A 16,841-nucleotide genomic window follows, 5' to 3' on the forward strand; every position below is an offset into this window, starting at 1 on the left:
GGGAGGCGAGTAATCGCTTCTCCGCTGTTTTATGATTAAAGTAACCCGTTTAAATGGGCAGCCCTTTACGCTGAATGCGTTATTTATTGAACAGATTGAATGCTTTCCGGATACTACAATCACACTGTCGAACGGTAAGAAGTTTGTAGTAAAAGAAGATGAAGAAGCTGTTCTGGAGAAGATTGTGTCTTTCTATCAAAAAATACAAATATTTTCAATGGACCATGGAATAGAGGAACCGGAATGAAGAAAAAATTATTGATCATTTTACTCATTATTCTAATCGTAATTGGTGCTCTCGGGGCGGCGGCTTATTTTGTTTTAGGCGGAAAGTCCGAAAAAAGTGAGGCAAAACGAAGTATTGATGAAATCGTTGCATCTTCTGTTGATGTAGCAGAAATCACAACGAATTTAAAGTCCGATAACATTATTCGCTTAGCGATTAAACTTGAAACTGACTCTGATAAATCAAAAGAAGAGCTTGAAAAACGTGATTTTCAAGTGAAAGATGCTGTTATATCACTGCTGGCTGATACGAATGCTGATGAGATTGAGGGAGACAAGGGAAAAGAAACCTTTAAGAAGGAACTAAAAGATAAAGTAAATAGCTACCTCCAAGAAGGAAAAGTAGAAAAAGTGTATATTACCTCTTTTAATCTGCAATAAAGCATAATTTGACAGAATACGGAGGTGAGGAAAATGTCAGGAGAAGTTCTCTCCCAAAATGAAATAGATGCACTGCTTTCTGCAATATCAACGGGTGAAATGGATGCTGAAGAGCTGAAAAAAGAAGAAAAAGAGAAAAAAGTAAAGGTTTATGATTTCAAACGCGCGCTGCGGTTTTCTAAAGACCAAATCCGCAGTTTAACAAGAATTCATGACAATTTTGCAAGACTTCTTACAACTCACTTTTCTGCTCAGCTCAGAACGTATATCCATATATCGGTCAGCTCTGTTGATCAGGTTCCATACGAGGAATTTATCCGATCCATACCGAATATGACGATTCTGAATTTATTCGATGTCCATCCGATGGAAGGCAGAATTATGATGGAGGTCAACCCGACGATTGCCTATACGATGATGGATCGTGTGATGGGTGGCATCGGGATCAGTCATAATAAGGTTGATAGTTTAACAGAAATTGAAACGAAAATTATTTCTAATTTATTTGAAAATGCACTGGGAAATTATAAAGAAGCTTGGCAGTCCATAGCTGATATTGAACCCGAAATGACTGAGTTTGAAGTGAATCCGCAATTTGTTCAGATGGTATCTCCTAATGAAACGGTTGTTGTTATTTCACTCAATACCCAAATCGGGGAAATCAGCGGTGTCATTAATCTTTGTATCCCGCATATCGTCCTCGAGCCGCTCATACCAAAGCTTTCGGTCCATTATTGGATGCAATCAGAAAGAAATGAACCGAAACCTGAGGAAACAAAGTCGCTTGAAAAACGTATCATGACAGCACAAATACCTGTCGTGGCCGAACTCGGCACATCTGAACTGACAATAGAAGAGTTTTTAAGTTTAGAAGTCGGAGACTGCATAACTTTGGACAAATCAGTAACAGATCCTCTTACTGTATTGGTCGGAGATAAGCCGAAATTTTTAGGACAAGCCGGCCGGGTGAATCGAAAACAGGCAGTGCAAATTTTAGACCACGACATAAGAGGTGAACAAGATGGAGAATAACAGATTATCTCAAGATGAGATTGACGCGCTTCTTAACGGCACGAGCAGCACACCTGATGAGCCTGAGGCTCCGGAAGTGCATGACTTATCGGACATGGAGCGTGATGCGATCGGTGAAATCGGAAATATTTCATTCGGCAGTTCAGCGACAGCTTTATCCACGCTTTTAAATCAAAAAGTTGATATTACGACTCCAAACGTAACTGTCATCCCAAGAAGCAAAATCAGTGATGCGTTTCCTGAACCGTATGTTGCAATTGAAGTGAATTATACGGAAGGTTTCAGCGGCAGCAACCTGCTAGTCGTCGAACAAAGTGACGCGGCGATTATTGCGGACCTAATGATCGGGGGAGACGGGAAAGGTGCAGATCCTTCACTTGGAGAGATCCATTTGAGCGCGGTTCAAGAAGCGATGAACCAAATGATGGGGTCGGCAGCAACGTCAATGTCTACTGTATTCAGTAAAAAAATTGATATTTCACCCCCGCGTGTAGAACTGCTTGATGTAAATGAAGAAAAAGGAACAGACCGTATTCCTGCTGATGAAATGCTGGTTAAAGTTTCTTTCCGCTTGAAGGTGGGCGAGTTAATAGACTCTAACATCATGCAGCTATATCCGCTGACATTTGCTAAAGATTTGATCTCGAGCCTTATGAACACGGAGGAAAGTCCAGTTGAAGAAACAACACCGGAGCCTGAGGTTACATATGAACAGCCGAAAGAGCCTGTGATGCCCGAGCCACGGAACGAACCGCAGCAGCAAGCGCCGGCTAAAAGGCAGGGGAAACCGAAGAAAGCCGCGCCTGTTCAAGTTTCACCAGTGGAATTTTCATCATTTGATCCGAATGAGAGCACACAAGCTCCTATCAACAATCTGGATATGCTTTTGGATATCCCGCTTTCGATCACTGTTGAACTCGGCAGAACGAAAAGAAGCGTAAAGGAAATTTTAGAGCTTTCAGCCGGAAGTATTATTGAGCTTGATAAATTAGCCGGTGAGCCGGTAGATATTTTAGTGAATCAGCGTATCGTTGCCAAAGGCGAAGTCGTGGTCATTGAGGAAAACTTCGGAGTAAGGGTCACTGACATTTTAAGCCAGGCAGAACGCATTAATAATTTAAAATAAAGAAACACGAGGAGAGAGAAAAAATTATGGCACATAGAATTTTAATTGTAGATGACGCAGCATTTATGAGAATGATGATCAAAGATATTTTGGTGAAAAACGGTTTTGACGTAGTTGCAGAAGCCGAAAATGGCGCTCAGGCTGTAGAAAAATTTAAAGAGCATTCTCCTGACTTAGTTACAATGGATATCACAATGCCAGAAATGGACGGTATCACTGCATTAAAAGAAATTAAACAAATTGATGCGCAAGCTAAAATCATTATGTGCTCTGCCATGGGACAGCAATCAATGGTTATCGATGCTATTCAAGCAGGCGCTAAGGATTTTATCGTAAAACCTTTCCAGGCAGACCGTGTGCTTGAAGCAATCAACAAAACATTAAGCTAAAGGGTGTACGACTGTTGAAAAAGAGTCAATATTTCATTGCTTTTATATGTTTTTTCATTTTATTCAGTGTACATCCGCTTGCTGCTGATGCCGCGGCATCTGAAGATTCAACTGTAAACGAATGGTTTCAAAAGAAAGATGAAAAGACCGCAGATAAGTCAGAGCAAAAGAAAGAAAAAACGACACAAACTGCTGATGAGACGGAGGGAGCTGCTGCTCCTTCTGTTTCAGCCTTTGATTTTGTGAAGATGATTTTCGCTTTATTGTTTGTCATCGCGCTGATTTACGGGCTTGTTAAGCTTATGAACAAAAGAAACCGGCTGCTAAAGCCTTTTCAATATGTCGAAAATATCGGCGGAACATCGGTTGGCCAAAACCGATCTATCCAATTGATTAAAGTCGGCAACAGTGTTCTCGTCGTTGGGGTAGGAGAGACAATCCAGCTTCTTAAAGAAATTGAGGATGAAAAGGAAATCGAAGACATTCTCAGTCAGCATGAAGAGGCGATGTCAAGCAAAATAGAATGGCAAAAGCTTGCGAAACCCCTAAAGGGTTCTGAGAATCAGCCGCAGCAAAAGCTGACTTCATTTTCAAAAGCATTAAAAGAGCAGCTTGAAGAGCTAAAACAAAACCGTTCAGAAGGAAAAAAGAAAGGCCCACGTCATCATGAATGAGTTTATAAATATTTTCAGTTCAAGCGATCCGGATAACGTCAGTTCAACGGTTAAACTACTATTATTGTTAACTGTATTTTCAGTGGCGCCTGGAATATTGATTCTTATGACCTGTTTTACCCGCATCGTCATCGTTCTGTCTTTTGTCAGAACTTCACTGGCGACGCAATCAATGCCGCCAAATCAGGTCCTTATCGGCCTTGCGCTATTTTTAACGTTTTTTATTATGGCTCCCACTTTTTCAGAGATTAATAAAGAAGCGCTGACACCATTGATGGACAATAAAATCAGTTTGGAAGAAGCGTATACAAAAGCTGAGGAACCGATTAAAGAATTTATGAGTAAGCATACAAGGCAGAAGGATTTGGCACTGTTTATGAATTACGCGAAAATGGATAAACCCGAATCGTTAAAAGATATTCCTCTTACAACGATGGTTCCCGCTTTTGCCATTTCGGAGCTCAAAACAGCGTTTCAAATTGGCTTTATGATTTTTATCCCCTTTTTAATTATTGATATGGTAGTGGCGAGCGTTCTGATGTCAATGGGGATGATGATGCTCCCTCCAGTTATGATTTCTCTGCCCTTTAAAATTTTACTTTTTGTTTTAGTAGACGGCTGGTATTTAATTGTGAAATCTTTGCTTCAGAGCTTTTAGGGTAGGTGCTAAACGTGAATTCAGAATTTGTAATTTCTATGGCGGAAAAAGCTGTATATGTAACGCTGATGATCAGCGCGCCTCTGCTTGCGATTGCTTTATTGGTCGGATTAATCGTCAGTATCTTTCAGGCCACAACTCAAATCCAGGAACAGACTTTGGCGTTTATTCCCAAAATCGTGGCAGTCCTGTTGGCACTGATTTTTTTCGGGCCATGGATGCTGTCGACGATCCTTTCGTTCACAACAGAGCTGTTTTCTAATTTAAATCGATTTGCAGGGTAATACAGTGATGAATTCAATTATTGATTTATTTCCTGCTTTTTTATTGGTTTTTATTAGAATCTCTGCTTTTTTTGTAACGGTCCCGTTATACGGCCACCGAAACGTACCGGCTGTACATCGTGTCGGATTTGCTTTTTTTCTTGCAGTCATATGTTTCAGCACGATTGATAAACCCCCGTCTATGGAGGTTGACGAGCAATATATGCTGCTGGCGTTTAAAGAAGCTTTGGTGGGGCTGTGTCTTGGTTTGATTGCTTATATGATGATTGCTGCTGTTCAGATAGCCGGTTCGTTTATTGATTTTCAGATGGGTTTTTCAATTGCGAACGTTATCGATCCGCAAACGGGTGCACAGAGTCCATTGATTGGCCAGTTTATCTATACGATGGCTCTTTTGTTTATGCTGAGTGTCAATGCGCATCATTTGCTGCTGGACGGTATTTACTACAGCTTTCAGTATATTTCAGTTGATCAGGCATTTCCGAATTTTGGCGATGAAAAGTTTGCTTATCTTATCGCCAAAAGCTTTAATGCAATGTTTATTATCGCATTTCAAATGTCGGCACCGGTTGTGGCCAGTTTGTTTCTTGTGGATCTTGCATTAGGCATCGTAGCCCGGGCGGTTCCGCAATTAAATGTATTTGTTGTCGGTCTGCCTTTAAAGATCGCTGTCAGTTTTATCATGCTCATCGTGTGTATGTCCGTTATCTTCGTCGTTGTTCGGAATGTTTTCGGCTTAACGATTGAAACGATGCGGAATCTTTTAGCATTGGTCGGTGTTTCTTAATGAAGCTAAGAATTGACCTCCAATTTTTTGCGGGAGAGAAGACCGAGAAAGCCACTCCGAAAAAACGGAAGGATACTAGAAAAAAAGGGCAGGTTGCAAAAAGCTCTGATGTGAATACCGCCGTTTCATTATTAGTCATCTTCCTTTCGTTTATTGCGATCGGTCCGTATATGAGAGACAGGCTGCTGTCATTTATAGAGACATTTTACACGGAGTCACTCACAATGAAGCTCTCAGAATCAAATGTACATACCCTGTTTATCAGCTTATTAAAGGATACTGGCATCGTACTTGCTCCGATTCTGCTCGTCGCTCTTGTTGCAGGAGTTGTAAGCAACTATATGCAGGTTGGATTTTTATTTTCTACGGAAGTGATCCAGCCTAAGCTTGAAAAATTGGATCCGATAAAAGGCTTTAAACGGATATACAGCATGAGGGCGATTGTAGAACTGCTTAAATCGGTTTTGAAAATTGCTGTAGTCGGGTTTGCGGCGTTTGTTGTGCTTTGGGTGCACTATGGAGAAATTCTCCGTCTCCCGCTTTTGACACCTGAAGAAGCGCTTTCCTTTGTTTCAAAACTCACCCTGTGGATGGGGCTGAGCGGAGCAGGGGCTTTGTTGATTCTTGCCGGACTCGATTATTTATATCAGAGATTTGACTATGAGAAAAATATCAAAATGTCAAAGCAGGATATAAAAGATGAGTACAAAAAATCTGAGGGAGACCCGATTATTAAGTCTAAAATTAAGCAAAGACAACGGGAAATGGCAATGAGGCGGATGATGCAGGAAGTGCCGAAAGCTGATGTCATCATCACAAACCCGACTCACTATGCGATCGCACTTAAATATGACGAAGAAAAAATGGACGCACCTTACATTGTTGCAAAAGGTGTTGACCACCTTGCATTAAAAATAAGAAAGATTGCTAAAGAGCATGATGTCATGATGGTAGAAAACAGGCCGCTTGCCCGTGCGTTATATGATCAGGTTGAAATTGATCAGGCAGTGCCGGAAGAGTTTTTTAAAGTCTTGGCAGAAATCCTGGCTTACGTATTTAAAACGAAACAAAAAGTAAATTGAATTTTATGATTCAAAAGGAGAGAAAAAACAGCATGTCAACAAGAGATTTATCCGTTTTAATAAGTGTTGTCCTCATTGTGGCAATGCTGGTGATACCATTTCCTCCATGGCTGTTAAGTATTTTGATCATTATTAATATTTCTCTTGCGTTGATCGTGCTTCTCACCACAATGAATATGCAAGAACCGCTGCAGTTTTCGATTTTTCCGTCTCTGCTGCTGCTTTTGACCTTATTTCGTCTGGGCTTGAATGTGTCCACGACGCGTTCGATCCTTTCGCACGGTGAAGGAGGGAAGGTTGTTGAGACCTTCGGTAACTTCGTTGTCGGCGGAAATGTTTTAGTCGGACTTGTTGTATTTATTATCTTAATTATTATTCAGTTTATCGTCATCACAAAGGGCGCGGAACGTGTTTCCGAGGTTGCGGCAAGATTTACGCTTGATGCAATGCCGGGGAAGCAGATGAGTATTGATGCAGATTTAAATGCAGGCATGATCAATGAACAGGAAGCGAAACACCGCCGTGAAAAAGTAGCTCGGGAAGCAGACTTTTACGGTGCGATGGACGGTGCCAGCAAATTTGTGAAAGGTGATGCAATTGCCGGAATTATTATTGTCATGATCAATAGCATTTTCGGAATCATTATCGGTATGCTGCAGCAAGGCATGGCGATACAAGAGGCCGCCTCTCATTTTACGATGCTGACTGTAGGGGATGGAATTGTATCGCAAATTCCGGCACTTTTAATTTCTACAGCTACAGGTATTGTCGTGACAAGAGCAGCCTCCGAAGGAAACTTAGGTCATGACATCACAGGCCAGCTGTTCGCTTATCCAAAGCTCTTATATGTTACAGCAGCAACCATTCTGCTTCTTGGCTTGTTTACTCCGATTGGTATTTTCCTAACAGGGCCGCTTGCAGGTCTGCTTGCTTTTGGCGGTTATACGCTATCTAAAACAGGCAAGGAAAAAGAAGAAGTGGATGAGATTCTTGAGGAAGAGGCTGAAGTTGACGAGCTCAAAAGCCCCGAAAGTGTTGTACAGCTCTTGCATATAGATCCGATAGAATTCGAGTTTGGCTATGGCCTGATTCCGTTGGCGGATGCTAATCAGGGCGGGGATTTATTAGACCGGATTGTGATGATTCGCCGTCAGCTGGCGCTGGAACTTGGGCTTGTCATTCCTGTCGTGCGTATCAGAGACAATATTGCTTTGCAGCCCAATGAATATCGATTAAAAATTAAAGGAAATGAAGTAGCGAAAGGCGAGTTATTACTAGATCATTATCTAGCAATGTCGCCTACGCCTGAAGACGACTTGATTGAAGGGATCGAGACAGTAGAACCGTCGTTTGGACTTCCAGCCAAATGGATTGGTGAATCAGTGAAGGATGAAGCTGACATGTTGGGCTATACAGTTGTAGATCCGGCTTCAGTTGTTTCAACACATATTACAGAGAAAATTAAGCAGCATGCTCATGAATTAATCGGCAGACAGGAGACGAAACAGCTGATTGATCATTTGAAAGAAACGTATCCGGTCCTGGTGGAAGAGGTTACGCCAAATCCATTATCTGTCGGAGATATTCAGAAAGTGCTTGCTAAGCTGTTAAAAGAAAAAGTTTCAATCCGCAATTTGGTAACCATTTTTGAAACGCTTGCCGATTATGGAAAACTGACAACAGACTCTGATCTTTTGACAGAGTACACAAGGCAGGCGCTTGCTAAGCAAATTACTGCCCAGTTTGCCAAAGAAAATGAAGTGTTAAAAGTTATCACTTGCTCGGGCCGTGTAGAAAAGGCTATTGCTGACGGCGTACAGCAAACAGAACATGGGAACTATTTGTCGCTTGAACCTGATGTGTCGGAAAGTATTGTGCGCTCTGTTGCAAAAGAAGCCGAACAGCTCTCAATACGGCAAGAAACTGCGATCCTTCTTTGCTCGCCGCCTGTAAGGATGTATGTGAAACAGCTTCTGGAACGATATTTTCCAGATCTCCCTGTTCTTTCTTATAACGAGCTTGAGGCTAATGTCGAAGTTCAAAGCATTGGAGTGGTGGATATTTAATGAAAATCAAAAAATTTACTGCTGCTTCAATGCAAGAAGCGGCACTTCTTATCAGAAAAGAACTAGGGAATGAAGCGGTTATACTAAATTCTAAAAAAATCAATAAGCGAAAATGGTTCGGGCTTTTAAAAAAACCGGCTGTTGAAGTAATTGCTGTATTGGATCAAGATTTTCTCGAGAAAAAGACAGCTGAAAAGGCAGCAGAGCCGAAACAAACGTCAAAATCACCTGTCAGCAGTCCGAAAATAGAGGAGGGGATAACCCCTCAAATGCCTGCTCAATCTGAGCCAGGCGATTTTTCAGCTTATCAATCCGTACTTCCTGAATCGCTCAGAAAAGCTGAACTGCTTTTGGATGAAACCGGTGTTAATGAATCAATTAAGACCAGTACTATGAAAAAAATACTGCAATTCTCTGTTGAATCGGGCGGACTGACGGAAGAAAATGTGGTCGGTAAACTTCAGGATATTCTGTGCGAGGCACTTCCTCCAGCAAACAAGTGGCAGGAGCCCATTCATTCGAAATATATCGTGCTGTTTGGTTCGACGGGTGCGGGAAAAACAACAACGCTTGCAAAACTAGCAGCGTCTTCTCTGCTTGAAAAACAGAAAAAAATTGCTTTTATTACAACAGATACTTACCGGATTGCAGCTGTTGAACAGTTGAAAACATATGCCGAGCTGCTGCAGGCTCCTCTGGAAGTTTGTTATACAAAAGAGGAATTTCAGCGGGCGAAAGAATTATTTGCTGAATATGATCATGTATTTATCGATACAGCAGGCAGAAACTTCAGAGAACAGCAATATATTGATGAACTGAAAGAGACGATTCCTTTTGAAAGCAGCATTCAGTCATTTCTCGTTTTGTCAGCGACTGCAAAGTATGAAGATATGAAACAAGTTGTCAGACGTTTTTCATCTGTTCCTGTCAATCAGTTTATCTTTACTAAAATAGATGAGACTGCTTCATTAGGCTCTGTATTCAGTATACTGGCAGAATCGAAGATAGGCGCCGGGTTTATCACAAACGGCCAGAATGTGCCGGAGGATATACAGACAGTCTCTCCGCGGGAGTTTGTAGGGATGCTGTGCAGATGAACAGATTTGACCAAGCAGCAACTTTACGGGCGAAAATGAAGAAGCGTCAGCGCGATCTGCCGATTGTTTTTGAACAGAAAGCTAAAACACTTGCAGTCATCAGCGGCAAGGGCGGTGTCGGAAAATCCAATATCACTTTAAATATGGCTCTTGCGCTGCAGGATAAAGGTAAGAAGGTACTGCTTATTGATCTTGATATCGGAATGGGGAACATTGATATATTAATGGGAAACTCATCCTCCGCCACGATTATTGATGTTCTAACTGAGCGCAAGCCTTTTATGCAATCCATATCTACAGGGCCAAAGGGTCTACGGTATATATCTGGCGGAACTGGGCTGGATGTGATGTTTCAGCTGGACCAGGAAAAATGGCCCTTTTTTGCTAATGAGCTTTCTCATGCGTTAAGTCAGTTCGATTATGTACTGTTTGACATGGGGGCGGGCTTATCAAAAGACCAGCTGCCTTTTATTTTATCAGCAGAAGACATTTTGATCATAACAACCCCGGAGCCTACAGCCATTATGGATGCATACAGCGCTGTCAAACATCTCGCTCTGACAGGAAATCAGCTTTCAATGAAAGTAGCAGTCAATCGGTGCCGTGGTCAAAAGGAAGGGCTTGACGCTTTTACCCGCCTTTCCCGGACCATTCAGATGTTTTTAGGCGAAGCGGTTCAGTTTGCCGGTTCAGTCCCTGACGACGTGATCGTGAGCGAAGCAGTTGTCGAACAGGTTCCTTTTTTATTAAAAAGTCCTCAGGCAAAAGCCAGCCGGTCAGTCCGTCTCTTAGCGGACGCCTTGTTTGAAAGAGAAGAAACTAGACACAAAGAAGAAAAACAGACATTTATTGAGAAATTATCTTCTTTTTTAATGAGGAGGGCTTAATTTGATTCGTGTGCTTGTAGTTGATGATTCGGCATTTATGAGAAAAATGATAAGTGATTTTCTAACCGAGGAAAAGCAGATAGAAGTAATCGGAACTGCGAGAAACGGAGAAGAGGCACTTAAAAAGATAGAGTTGCTGAAACCGGATGTTATTACACTTGATATTGAAATGCCGGTGATGAATGGAACAGACACACTACGGAAAATTATTGAGATTTATCAGCTGCCGGTTATTATGGTTTCAAGTCAGACCCAGCAAGGAAAAGAGTGCACGATTAACTGTTTAGAGATAGGAGCCTTTGATTTTATTACAAAGCCATCTGGTTCTATATCTCTAGATTTATACAAAATTAAAGAACAATTAGTTGAGCGGGTCATCGCGGCTGGACGTTCTACTCACCAAAAAGCTGCGGCTCCGACGGTCATTCGGCCTGAGCCTAAACCTAAACCCATCGCTAAGCCAGTATGGAGTCAGCCAAAATCTGGTCCAAACAGACATATTGTTTGTATCGGCACGTCAACGGGCGGCCCAAGGGCGCTTCAAAAGGTAATACCAAAGCTTCCTAAAGATTTAAACGCGCCTGTAGTCGTTGTACAGCACATGCCTGAAGGTTTTACTGCTTCTCTGGCTGATCGGCTGAACCATCTGTCTGACATTCATGTAAAGGAAGCAAAAGATGGAGAAGCAGCTATTAACGGCTGTGTGTACATAGCTCCGGGGGGAAAAAACATATCCGTTATCAAAAACAGCGGCAGCCTTAAAATCGTGCTTGATAATCACGATACACCAAGCCGTCACAAACCATCAGCAGACTACTTGTTCCGTTCTGTCGGCAAACTTGCAGACTATGAAAAAGTAGCGGTCATTATGACTGGAATGGGCAGCGACGGTACTGCCGGTCTTAAGGACATGCTTGCGTCCGGCAATGTGAAAACCATTGCAGAGTCTGAAGAATCTTGTGTTGTATTTGGGATGCCGAAAGCAGCCGTTAAGGCGGGCCTCGTTCATGAAATTAAACATGTGGAAGATATCGCAGCATCCATCACAAGCTGTGTGAAAAAAGAGAGGGTGTGATTCAAATGGATATGAATCAATATTTAGATGTCTTTATTGATGAAAGTAAAGAACATTTACAAACATGTAATGAAAAGCTGCTCCTTTTAGAGAAAGACCCGACAGATCTTCAGCTCATCCACGATATATTCAGGGCTGCCCATACACTAAAAGGAATGAGTGCAACAATGGGTTATACGGATTTAGCCCATTTAACCCATTTGCTTGAAAATGTATTGGATGCTTTTCGAAACGGAGATATGGCAGTTACATCAGACTGGATGGATATCTTGTTTGAAGCTCTGGATCATCTGGAAGCAATGGTTCAGTCTATTATTGACGGCGGGGATGGTAAAAGAGACATCTCTGAAGTGAGCGCAAAGCTTGACGTGAACGGTGTGCATGCTGAGACTGCTGCTTCAGCGGAACCTGCTGAAGCGAAGGGTTCAGCATCTGACTGGGAATATGATGAGTTTGAACGAACAGTAATAGAAGAAGCAGAGGAGCAGGGTTTCAAACGGTATGAAATTACAATTTCTCTGAAAGAAGACTGTATGTTAAAAGCAGTCCGTGTATATATGGTTTTTGAAAAGCTAAATGAAATCGGAGAGGTAGCCAAAACAATACCGAGTGCGGAAGTGCTTGAGACGGAAGATTTCGGCACTGACTTCCAGGTTTGCTTCTTAACGAATCAAACGGCAGAAGACGTTGAACAGATCATCAACGGAGTTTCAGAGGTTGAGCAGGTTGAAATTATTCAGGGCTCGCCTCTACAACCAGCTGAAAAACCGGAAGAGCCTCAGGCGGATATACCAGCTGCTGCACAGACACCTGTTAAGCAGGACAAACAAAAGCAGCCTGCTAAAAACGATGAACAGTCGAAGCATACAGCCGGCGGATCTAAAACAATTCGTGTCAATATTGACAGACTTGATTCTTTAATGAACCTGTTTGAAGAGCTTGTCATTGACCGCGGGCGTCTTGAGCAGATTGCAAAAGAGCTTGAGCACAATGAATTGACTGAAACAGTAGAGCGAATGACGAGAATTTCCGGCGATTTGCAGTCTATTATACTCAACATGAGAATGGTTCCGGTTGAAACCGTTTTTAACCGTTTCCCGAGAATGATTCGCCAGCTTCAAAAAGAGCTGAATAAAAAAATCGAACTCTCCATCATCGGCGCGGAAACAGAACTTGATCGAACAGTAATTGATGAAATTGGAGATCCGCTCGTTCACTTAATCAGAAACAGTATTGACCATGGGATTGAGTCTCCGGAAACGCGTTTGCAAAAAGGGAAACCTGAGTCTGGCAAAGTTGTGCTGAAAGCTTATCACAGCGGAAATCACGTCTTTATTGAAGTGGAGGATGACGGAGCAGGCCTTAATCGAAAAAAAATCCTTGAAAAAGCGCTTGAGCGCGGTGTCATTACAGAAAGAGAAGCTGAAACATTAGAAGACAATGAAATTTATGAATTGATATTTGCTCCGGGGTTCTCTACAGCTGATCAAATTTCGGATATTTCCGGACGGGGCGTCGGACTTGATGTTGTAAAAAACAAACTCGAATCACTCGGCGGTTCAGTCAGTGTGAAATCTGCAGAAGGACAAGGATCACTATTCAGCATCCAGCTTCCGCTTACATTGTCCATTATTTCAGTTCTGCTGATCAAATTAGAAGAAGAGACATTTGCGATTCCGATTTCTTCTATAATTGAAACGGCCGTTATCGATAGAAAAGACATTCTGCAAACGCATGACCGTGAAGTCATCGATTTTAGAGGCCATATTGTCCCTGTCGTTTATTTAAAAGAAGAGTTTAAAATAGAAGATACTAGACAAGATGCGGAACAGCTCCATATCATTGTCGTGAAAAAAGGCGACAAACCTACTGCATTTGTGGTGGACTCCTTTATTGGCCAGCAGGAAGTTGTGCTGAAATCACTCGGAGATTATTTAACAAACGTCTTTGCAATTTCCGGAGCTACTATTTTAGGAGACGGAGAAGTAGCGCTCATTATCGATTGTAACGCACTGATTATTTAACCATACGAGGAGGTGTCTCACATGACTGCAGAAATTAAAACAGGCGAAAAAATGATTGTCTTTATGGTAAACGGCAAAGAATATGCCATTTCTGTCACTCAGGTGAAATCAATTGAGAAATGGCAAAAGCCGACGAGAGTGCCAGGGGTTGAGCCTTATATTTGCGGAGTGATCAATTTGCGCGGCGTGGTGACTCCAGTTATTGATTTAAGAAAGCGTCTCAGCTTGCCTGAGTATGAAATTACCGATGAAACACGAATTATCATTATTGCTTATCGTGATATTGAAGTCGGCTGGATAGTGGATGAAGCAAATGATGTCATAACAGTACAGGAAAGTGAAATAGAGTCCGCTCCAGAAAGTGTTCAAAAAGACACGTATGTGTCGATCAAACAGATTGTAAAACAAGAGAACAGGCTCTTAAATATTATTGATGCAAATGCGGTTTTGGATAAAGAATCATCTCAGTCCGCTGTGCCCGATCAAGCTTAATCTTAAAGGGGTTATGACATGAGTATTTTTAATGGAATCAAAGAAGAGCAGATGGACATTTTGCGGGAAGTCGGCAATATCGGAGCCGGCCACTCTGCTTCTGCAATGGCCCAGCTGTTAAATAGAAAGATTGATATGGAAGTCCCGTTTGCAAAGTTATTATCGTTTGATGAACTTGTAGACTTTTTCGGCGGAGCAGAAATGCCGGTCGCCAGCATTTTTTTAAGAATGGAAGGCGATTTGACGGGCTCGATGTTCTTTATAATGCCTTTTTATCAGGCGGAACAGTTTATCAGAGAGCTGATAGGCAACCCGGATTTTGATATTGAAAATTTGGGTGAAGATCATATGAGTTCTTCCGCTTTGCATGAACTGGGCAATATTTTAGCAGGATCATATTTAACGGCATTGGCTGATTTGACGAAACTCCAGCTTTACCCGAGTGTTCCAGAAGTTTCACTGGACATGTTCGGTGCTGTCATCAGTGAAGGTCTGATGGAGCTCAGTCAGGTTGGGGAACATGCAATTGTTGTTGACACGTCAATTTTTGATCAAAGCCATCAGCAGGAGCTAAAAGCGCATATGTTTATGCTGCCGGACTATGATTCATTTGAAAAGCTCTTTGTTGCCTTGGGTGCTTCATTATGAGTACGACTGAGGCTGCTGTTGTAAAGGTTGGAATTGCGGACGTGAAGATTGCCCGCTTCCCGGATTCGATCCGGACGTCTGGTTTAGGGTCGTGTGTGGGGCTGGTGCTTTACGATAAAGAAAAGCAAACGGCGGGGCTTGTTCATGTCATGTTGCCGGATTCGACGTTATCCAAAACAGCTGAACTCAATCGGGCAAAATATGCCGATACCGCTGTAAAAGCTACGATTGATATGCTGGTAGAAGCGGGCTGCCGAAAGTTTGCGTTAAAAGCAAAGCTTGCCGGTGGATCAGAGATGTTTAAATTTAAAATGACGAATGATTTGATGAAGATCGGACCGAGAAATGTCTTAGCGATAAAGGAACAGCTGTCATTATATAATATTCCGATTATCAGTGAAGATACGGGCGGCTCAAGCGGCCGGACGATAGAATTTGAACCGAAGTCCTGCATGCTGCATATTCGAACTGTTAAACAAGGTGAAAAAACGATTTAATTAAGGTATTAGGGGGATAACAATGCAATCCTTGAATTATGAAGATCAGGTGCTTTGGTCGCGCTGGAAAGAGTGGAAAGATCCTAAGGCCGGTGATGATTTAATGCGCCGTTATATGCCGCTTGTCACATATCATGTAGGCAGAATTTCTGTCGGACTGCCAAAATCGGTGCATAAAGACGATCTTATGAGCCTTGGTATGCTTGGTTTATATGATGCCCTTGAAAAATTTGACCCTAGCCGGGACTTAAAATTTGATACCTACGCCTCGTTTAGAATTCGCGGTGCAATTATTGACGGGCTTCGTAAAGAGGATTGGCTGCCCAGAACCTCGCGTGAAAAAACAAAGAAGGTAGAAGCGGCGATTGAAAAGCTTGAACAGCGCTACCTTCGGAATGTATCGCCCGCAGAAATTGCAGAGGAACTCGGAATGACGGAACAGGATGTAGTGTCAACAATGAATGAAGGTTTTTTTGCAAACCTGCTGTCAATTGACGAAAAGCTTCATGATCAGGATGACGGGGAAAACATCCAGGTCATGATCAGAGATGACAAAAATGTCCCGCCGGAAGAAAAGATCATGAAAGATGAACTGATTGCGCAGCTTGCGGACAAGATTCACGAACTCTCTGAGAAAGAACAGCTTGTGGTCAGTTTGTTCTATAAAGAGGAATTGACATTGACAGAAATCGGACAGGTATTGAATCTTTCTACGTCCCGTATATCACAAATACATTCAAAGGCACTATTTAAATTAAAGAATTTGCTGGAAAAAGTAATTCAATAAAGAATTCTCATGATTAGCGAGTGAAAAACATGTCAACACTATTATGGCTTTTAAGCTTCACGCTTCACGGCGTTCTTCTGTACGCTGTCATCATCCTGTATATGAGGCTCGCAGCTGTGAAAGAAACAGAAAAACAGCAAAAGAAGATGCTGGAAGAGACGGAGAACACACTTGCGGCATTTCTTCTTGAATTAAAAGAAGAAAATGAGAAGTTGATAGACAACTTGGATGCAGCTTCTAGTCAAACTGAAGAAAAACAGAAGACGGAGCATCTGCACGCTGAACAACATTCAGAGCGGAATGCTGTTCAGGAAGAAGATAACACTCTTCCCGAGCATATCGAAGGTCTCATCAATGAGGTTGAGAGGACGGAAGAGAACGTAAACAGCGATGCCCGATCATTTGAAGATCAAGTTATGGCATTACATGAGCAGGGATATTCAGCTGGTGAAATTGCTCAGAAATTGAAGAGCGGAAAGACAGAAATCGAGCTATTTTTAAAATTTCGCTCCAAAGCTGTAAAGGATTCTTGATTGTCGCATAAAGCTGTGTTATATTATGTCTTGGTGT

The 16,841-nt window shown here is 42.1% G+C and carries 20 protein-coding genes; all 20 read left to right on the top strand.

The window, feature by feature from the left end:
* The first annotated feature begins 31 nt into the window (after positions 1–31).
* From swrD to HC660_RS08935, 20 genes are read left to right on the top strand one after another with little or no spacing between them, the layout of a single operon-like run.
* Positions 32–247, top strand: a complete 216-nt coding sequence (gene swrD, locus HC660_RS08840; RefSeq protein ID WP_010334253.1) for a swarming motility protein SwrD — start codon at positions 32–34, stop codon at positions 245–247.
* A complete protein-coding gene (gene fliL, locus HC660_RS08845; RefSeq protein ID WP_024121403.1) occupies positions 244–666 on the top strand; it encodes a flagellar basal body-associated protein FliL in 423 nt (140 codons plus the stop codon). The genes swrD and fliL overlap by 4 nt, the downstream gene beginning before the upstream one ends.
* 33 nt (positions 667–699) lie before the next feature.
* Positions 700–1,698 carry a flagellar motor switch protein FliM gene (gene fliM, locus HC660_RS08850; RefSeq protein ID WP_010334255.1) on the top strand — a complete coding sequence of 333 codons (999 nt, stop codon included), beginning with the start codon at positions 700–702 and terminating at the stop codon, positions 1,696–1,698.
* Positions 1,688–2,824: a flagellar motor switch phosphatase FliY gene (gene fliY / locus HC660_RS08855; protein WP_168747828.1), complete on the top strand. Its 1,137-nt coding sequence runs from the start codon at positions 1,688–1,690 to the stop codon at positions 2,822–2,824. Before fliM ends, fliY begins: the two co-directional genes overlap by 11 nt.
* A gap of 26 nt (positions 2,825–2,850) precedes the next feature.
* On the top strand, positions 2,851–3,213 hold the full coding sequence (cheY, locus tag HC660_RS08860) for a chemotaxis protein CheY (protein ID WP_010334256.1): 363 nt from the start codon (positions 2,851–2,853) through the stop codon (positions 3,211–3,213).
* A gap of 14 nt (positions 3,214–3,227) precedes the next feature.
* Entirely contained in the window at positions 3,228–3,887 is a 660-nt protein-coding gene (gene fliZ, locus HC660_RS08865; protein ID WP_010334257.1) for a flagella biosynthesis regulatory protein FliZ, read from the top strand.
* Positions 3,880–4,545, top strand: a complete 666-nt coding sequence (fliP, locus tag HC660_RS08870) for a flagellar type III secretion system pore protein FliP (protein WP_010334258.1) — start codon at positions 3,880–3,882, stop codon at positions 4,543–4,545. Before fliZ ends, fliP begins: the two co-directional genes overlap by 8 nt.
* Before the next feature lie 14 nt (positions 4,546–4,559).
* Positions 4,560–4,829, top strand: a complete 270-nt coding sequence (gene fliQ, locus HC660_RS08875; RefSeq protein ID WP_010334259.1) for a flagellar biosynthesis protein FliQ — start codon at positions 4,560–4,562, stop codon at positions 4,827–4,829.
* 7 nt (positions 4,830–4,836) lie between these two features.
* Positions 4,837–5,616, top strand: a complete 780-nt coding sequence (gene fliR / locus HC660_RS08880) for a flagellar biosynthetic protein FliR (protein ID WP_168747830.1) — start codon at positions 4,837–4,839, stop codon at positions 5,614–5,616.
* Positions 5,616–6,698 carry a flagellar biosynthesis protein FlhB gene (gene flhB, locus HC660_RS08885; RefSeq protein ID WP_168747832.1) on the top strand — a complete coding sequence of 361 codons (1,083 nt, stop codon included), beginning with the start codon at positions 5,616–5,618 and terminating at the stop codon, positions 6,696–6,698. The genes fliR and flhB overlap by 1 nt, the downstream gene beginning before the upstream one ends.
* A 32-nt stretch (positions 6,699–6,730) precedes the next feature.
* The gene (flhA, locus tag HC660_RS08890; RefSeq protein WP_244956488.1) at positions 6,731–8,764 is read left to right on the top strand and encodes a flagellar biosynthesis protein FlhA; all 2,034 of its coding nucleotides are present in this window, start codon (positions 6,731–6,733) and stop codon (positions 8,762–8,764) included.
* Complete coding sequence (locus HC660_RS08895; RefSeq protein ID WP_168747835.1) at positions 8,764–9,861, top strand: flagellar biosynthesis protein FlhF; 1,098 nt, start codon at positions 8,764–8,766, stop codon at positions 9,859–9,861. The genes flhA and HC660_RS08895 overlap by 1 nt, the downstream gene beginning before the upstream one ends.
* Positions 9,852–10,748, top strand: coding sequence for a MinD/ParA family protein (locus HC660_RS08900; protein WP_168747838.1), 897 nt, complete (start codon positions 9,852–9,854; stop codon positions 10,746–10,748). Before HC660_RS08895 ends, HC660_RS08900 begins: the two co-directional genes overlap by 10 nt.
* Before the next feature lies 1 nt (position 10,749).
* Positions 10,750–11,823 (top strand): protein-glutamate O-methylesterase CheB, encoded by a 1,074-nt coding sequence (gene cheB / locus HC660_RS08905; RefSeq protein WP_168747840.1) that lies wholly within the window; start codon positions 10,750–10,752, stop codon positions 11,821–11,823.
* Positions 11,824–11,828: 5 nt separating this feature from the next.
* Positions 11,829–13,847: a chemotaxis protein CheA gene (gene cheA / locus HC660_RS08910; protein ID WP_168747842.1), complete on the top strand. Its 2,019-nt coding sequence runs from the start codon at positions 11,829–11,831 to the stop codon at positions 13,845–13,847.
* A gap of 21 nt (positions 13,848–13,868) precedes the next feature.
* Positions 13,869–14,339 carry a chemotaxis protein CheW gene (gene cheW / locus HC660_RS08915; protein WP_010334267.1) on the top strand — a complete coding sequence of 157 codons (471 nt, stop codon included), beginning with the start codon at positions 13,869–13,871 and terminating at the stop codon, positions 14,337–14,339.
* Between the two features lie 18 nt (positions 14,340–14,357).
* Positions 14,358–14,987 (top strand): CheY-P phosphatase CheC, encoded by a 630-nt coding sequence (gene cheC, locus HC660_RS08920; RefSeq protein ID WP_024121415.1) that lies wholly within the window; start codon positions 14,358–14,360, stop codon positions 14,985–14,987.
* Positions 14,984–15,484, top strand: coding sequence for a chemoreceptor glutamine deamidase CheD (cheD, locus tag HC660_RS08925; protein ID WP_024121416.1), 501 nt, complete (start codon positions 14,984–14,986; stop codon positions 15,482–15,484). Before cheC ends, cheD begins: the two co-directional genes overlap by 4 nt.
* 22 nt (positions 15,485–15,506) lie before the next feature.
* The gene (gene sigD / locus HC660_RS08930) at positions 15,507–16,271 is read left to right on the top strand and encodes an RNA polymerase sigma-28 factor SigD (protein ID WP_010334270.1); all 765 of its coding nucleotides are present in this window, start codon (positions 15,507–15,509) and stop codon (positions 16,269–16,271) included.
* 29 nt (positions 16,272–16,300) lie between these two features.
* Complete coding sequence (locus tag HC660_RS08935; protein WP_168747844.1) at positions 16,301–16,804, top strand: Swarming motility protein SwrB; 504 nt, start codon at positions 16,301–16,303, stop codon at positions 16,802–16,804.
* Positions 16,805–16,841: the final 37 nt, after the last annotated feature.

This window comes from Bacillus mojavensis, assembly GCF_012648005.1.
Classification (GTDB): Bacteria; Bacillota; Bacilli; order Bacillales; family Bacillaceae; genus Bacillus; species Bacillus mojavensis.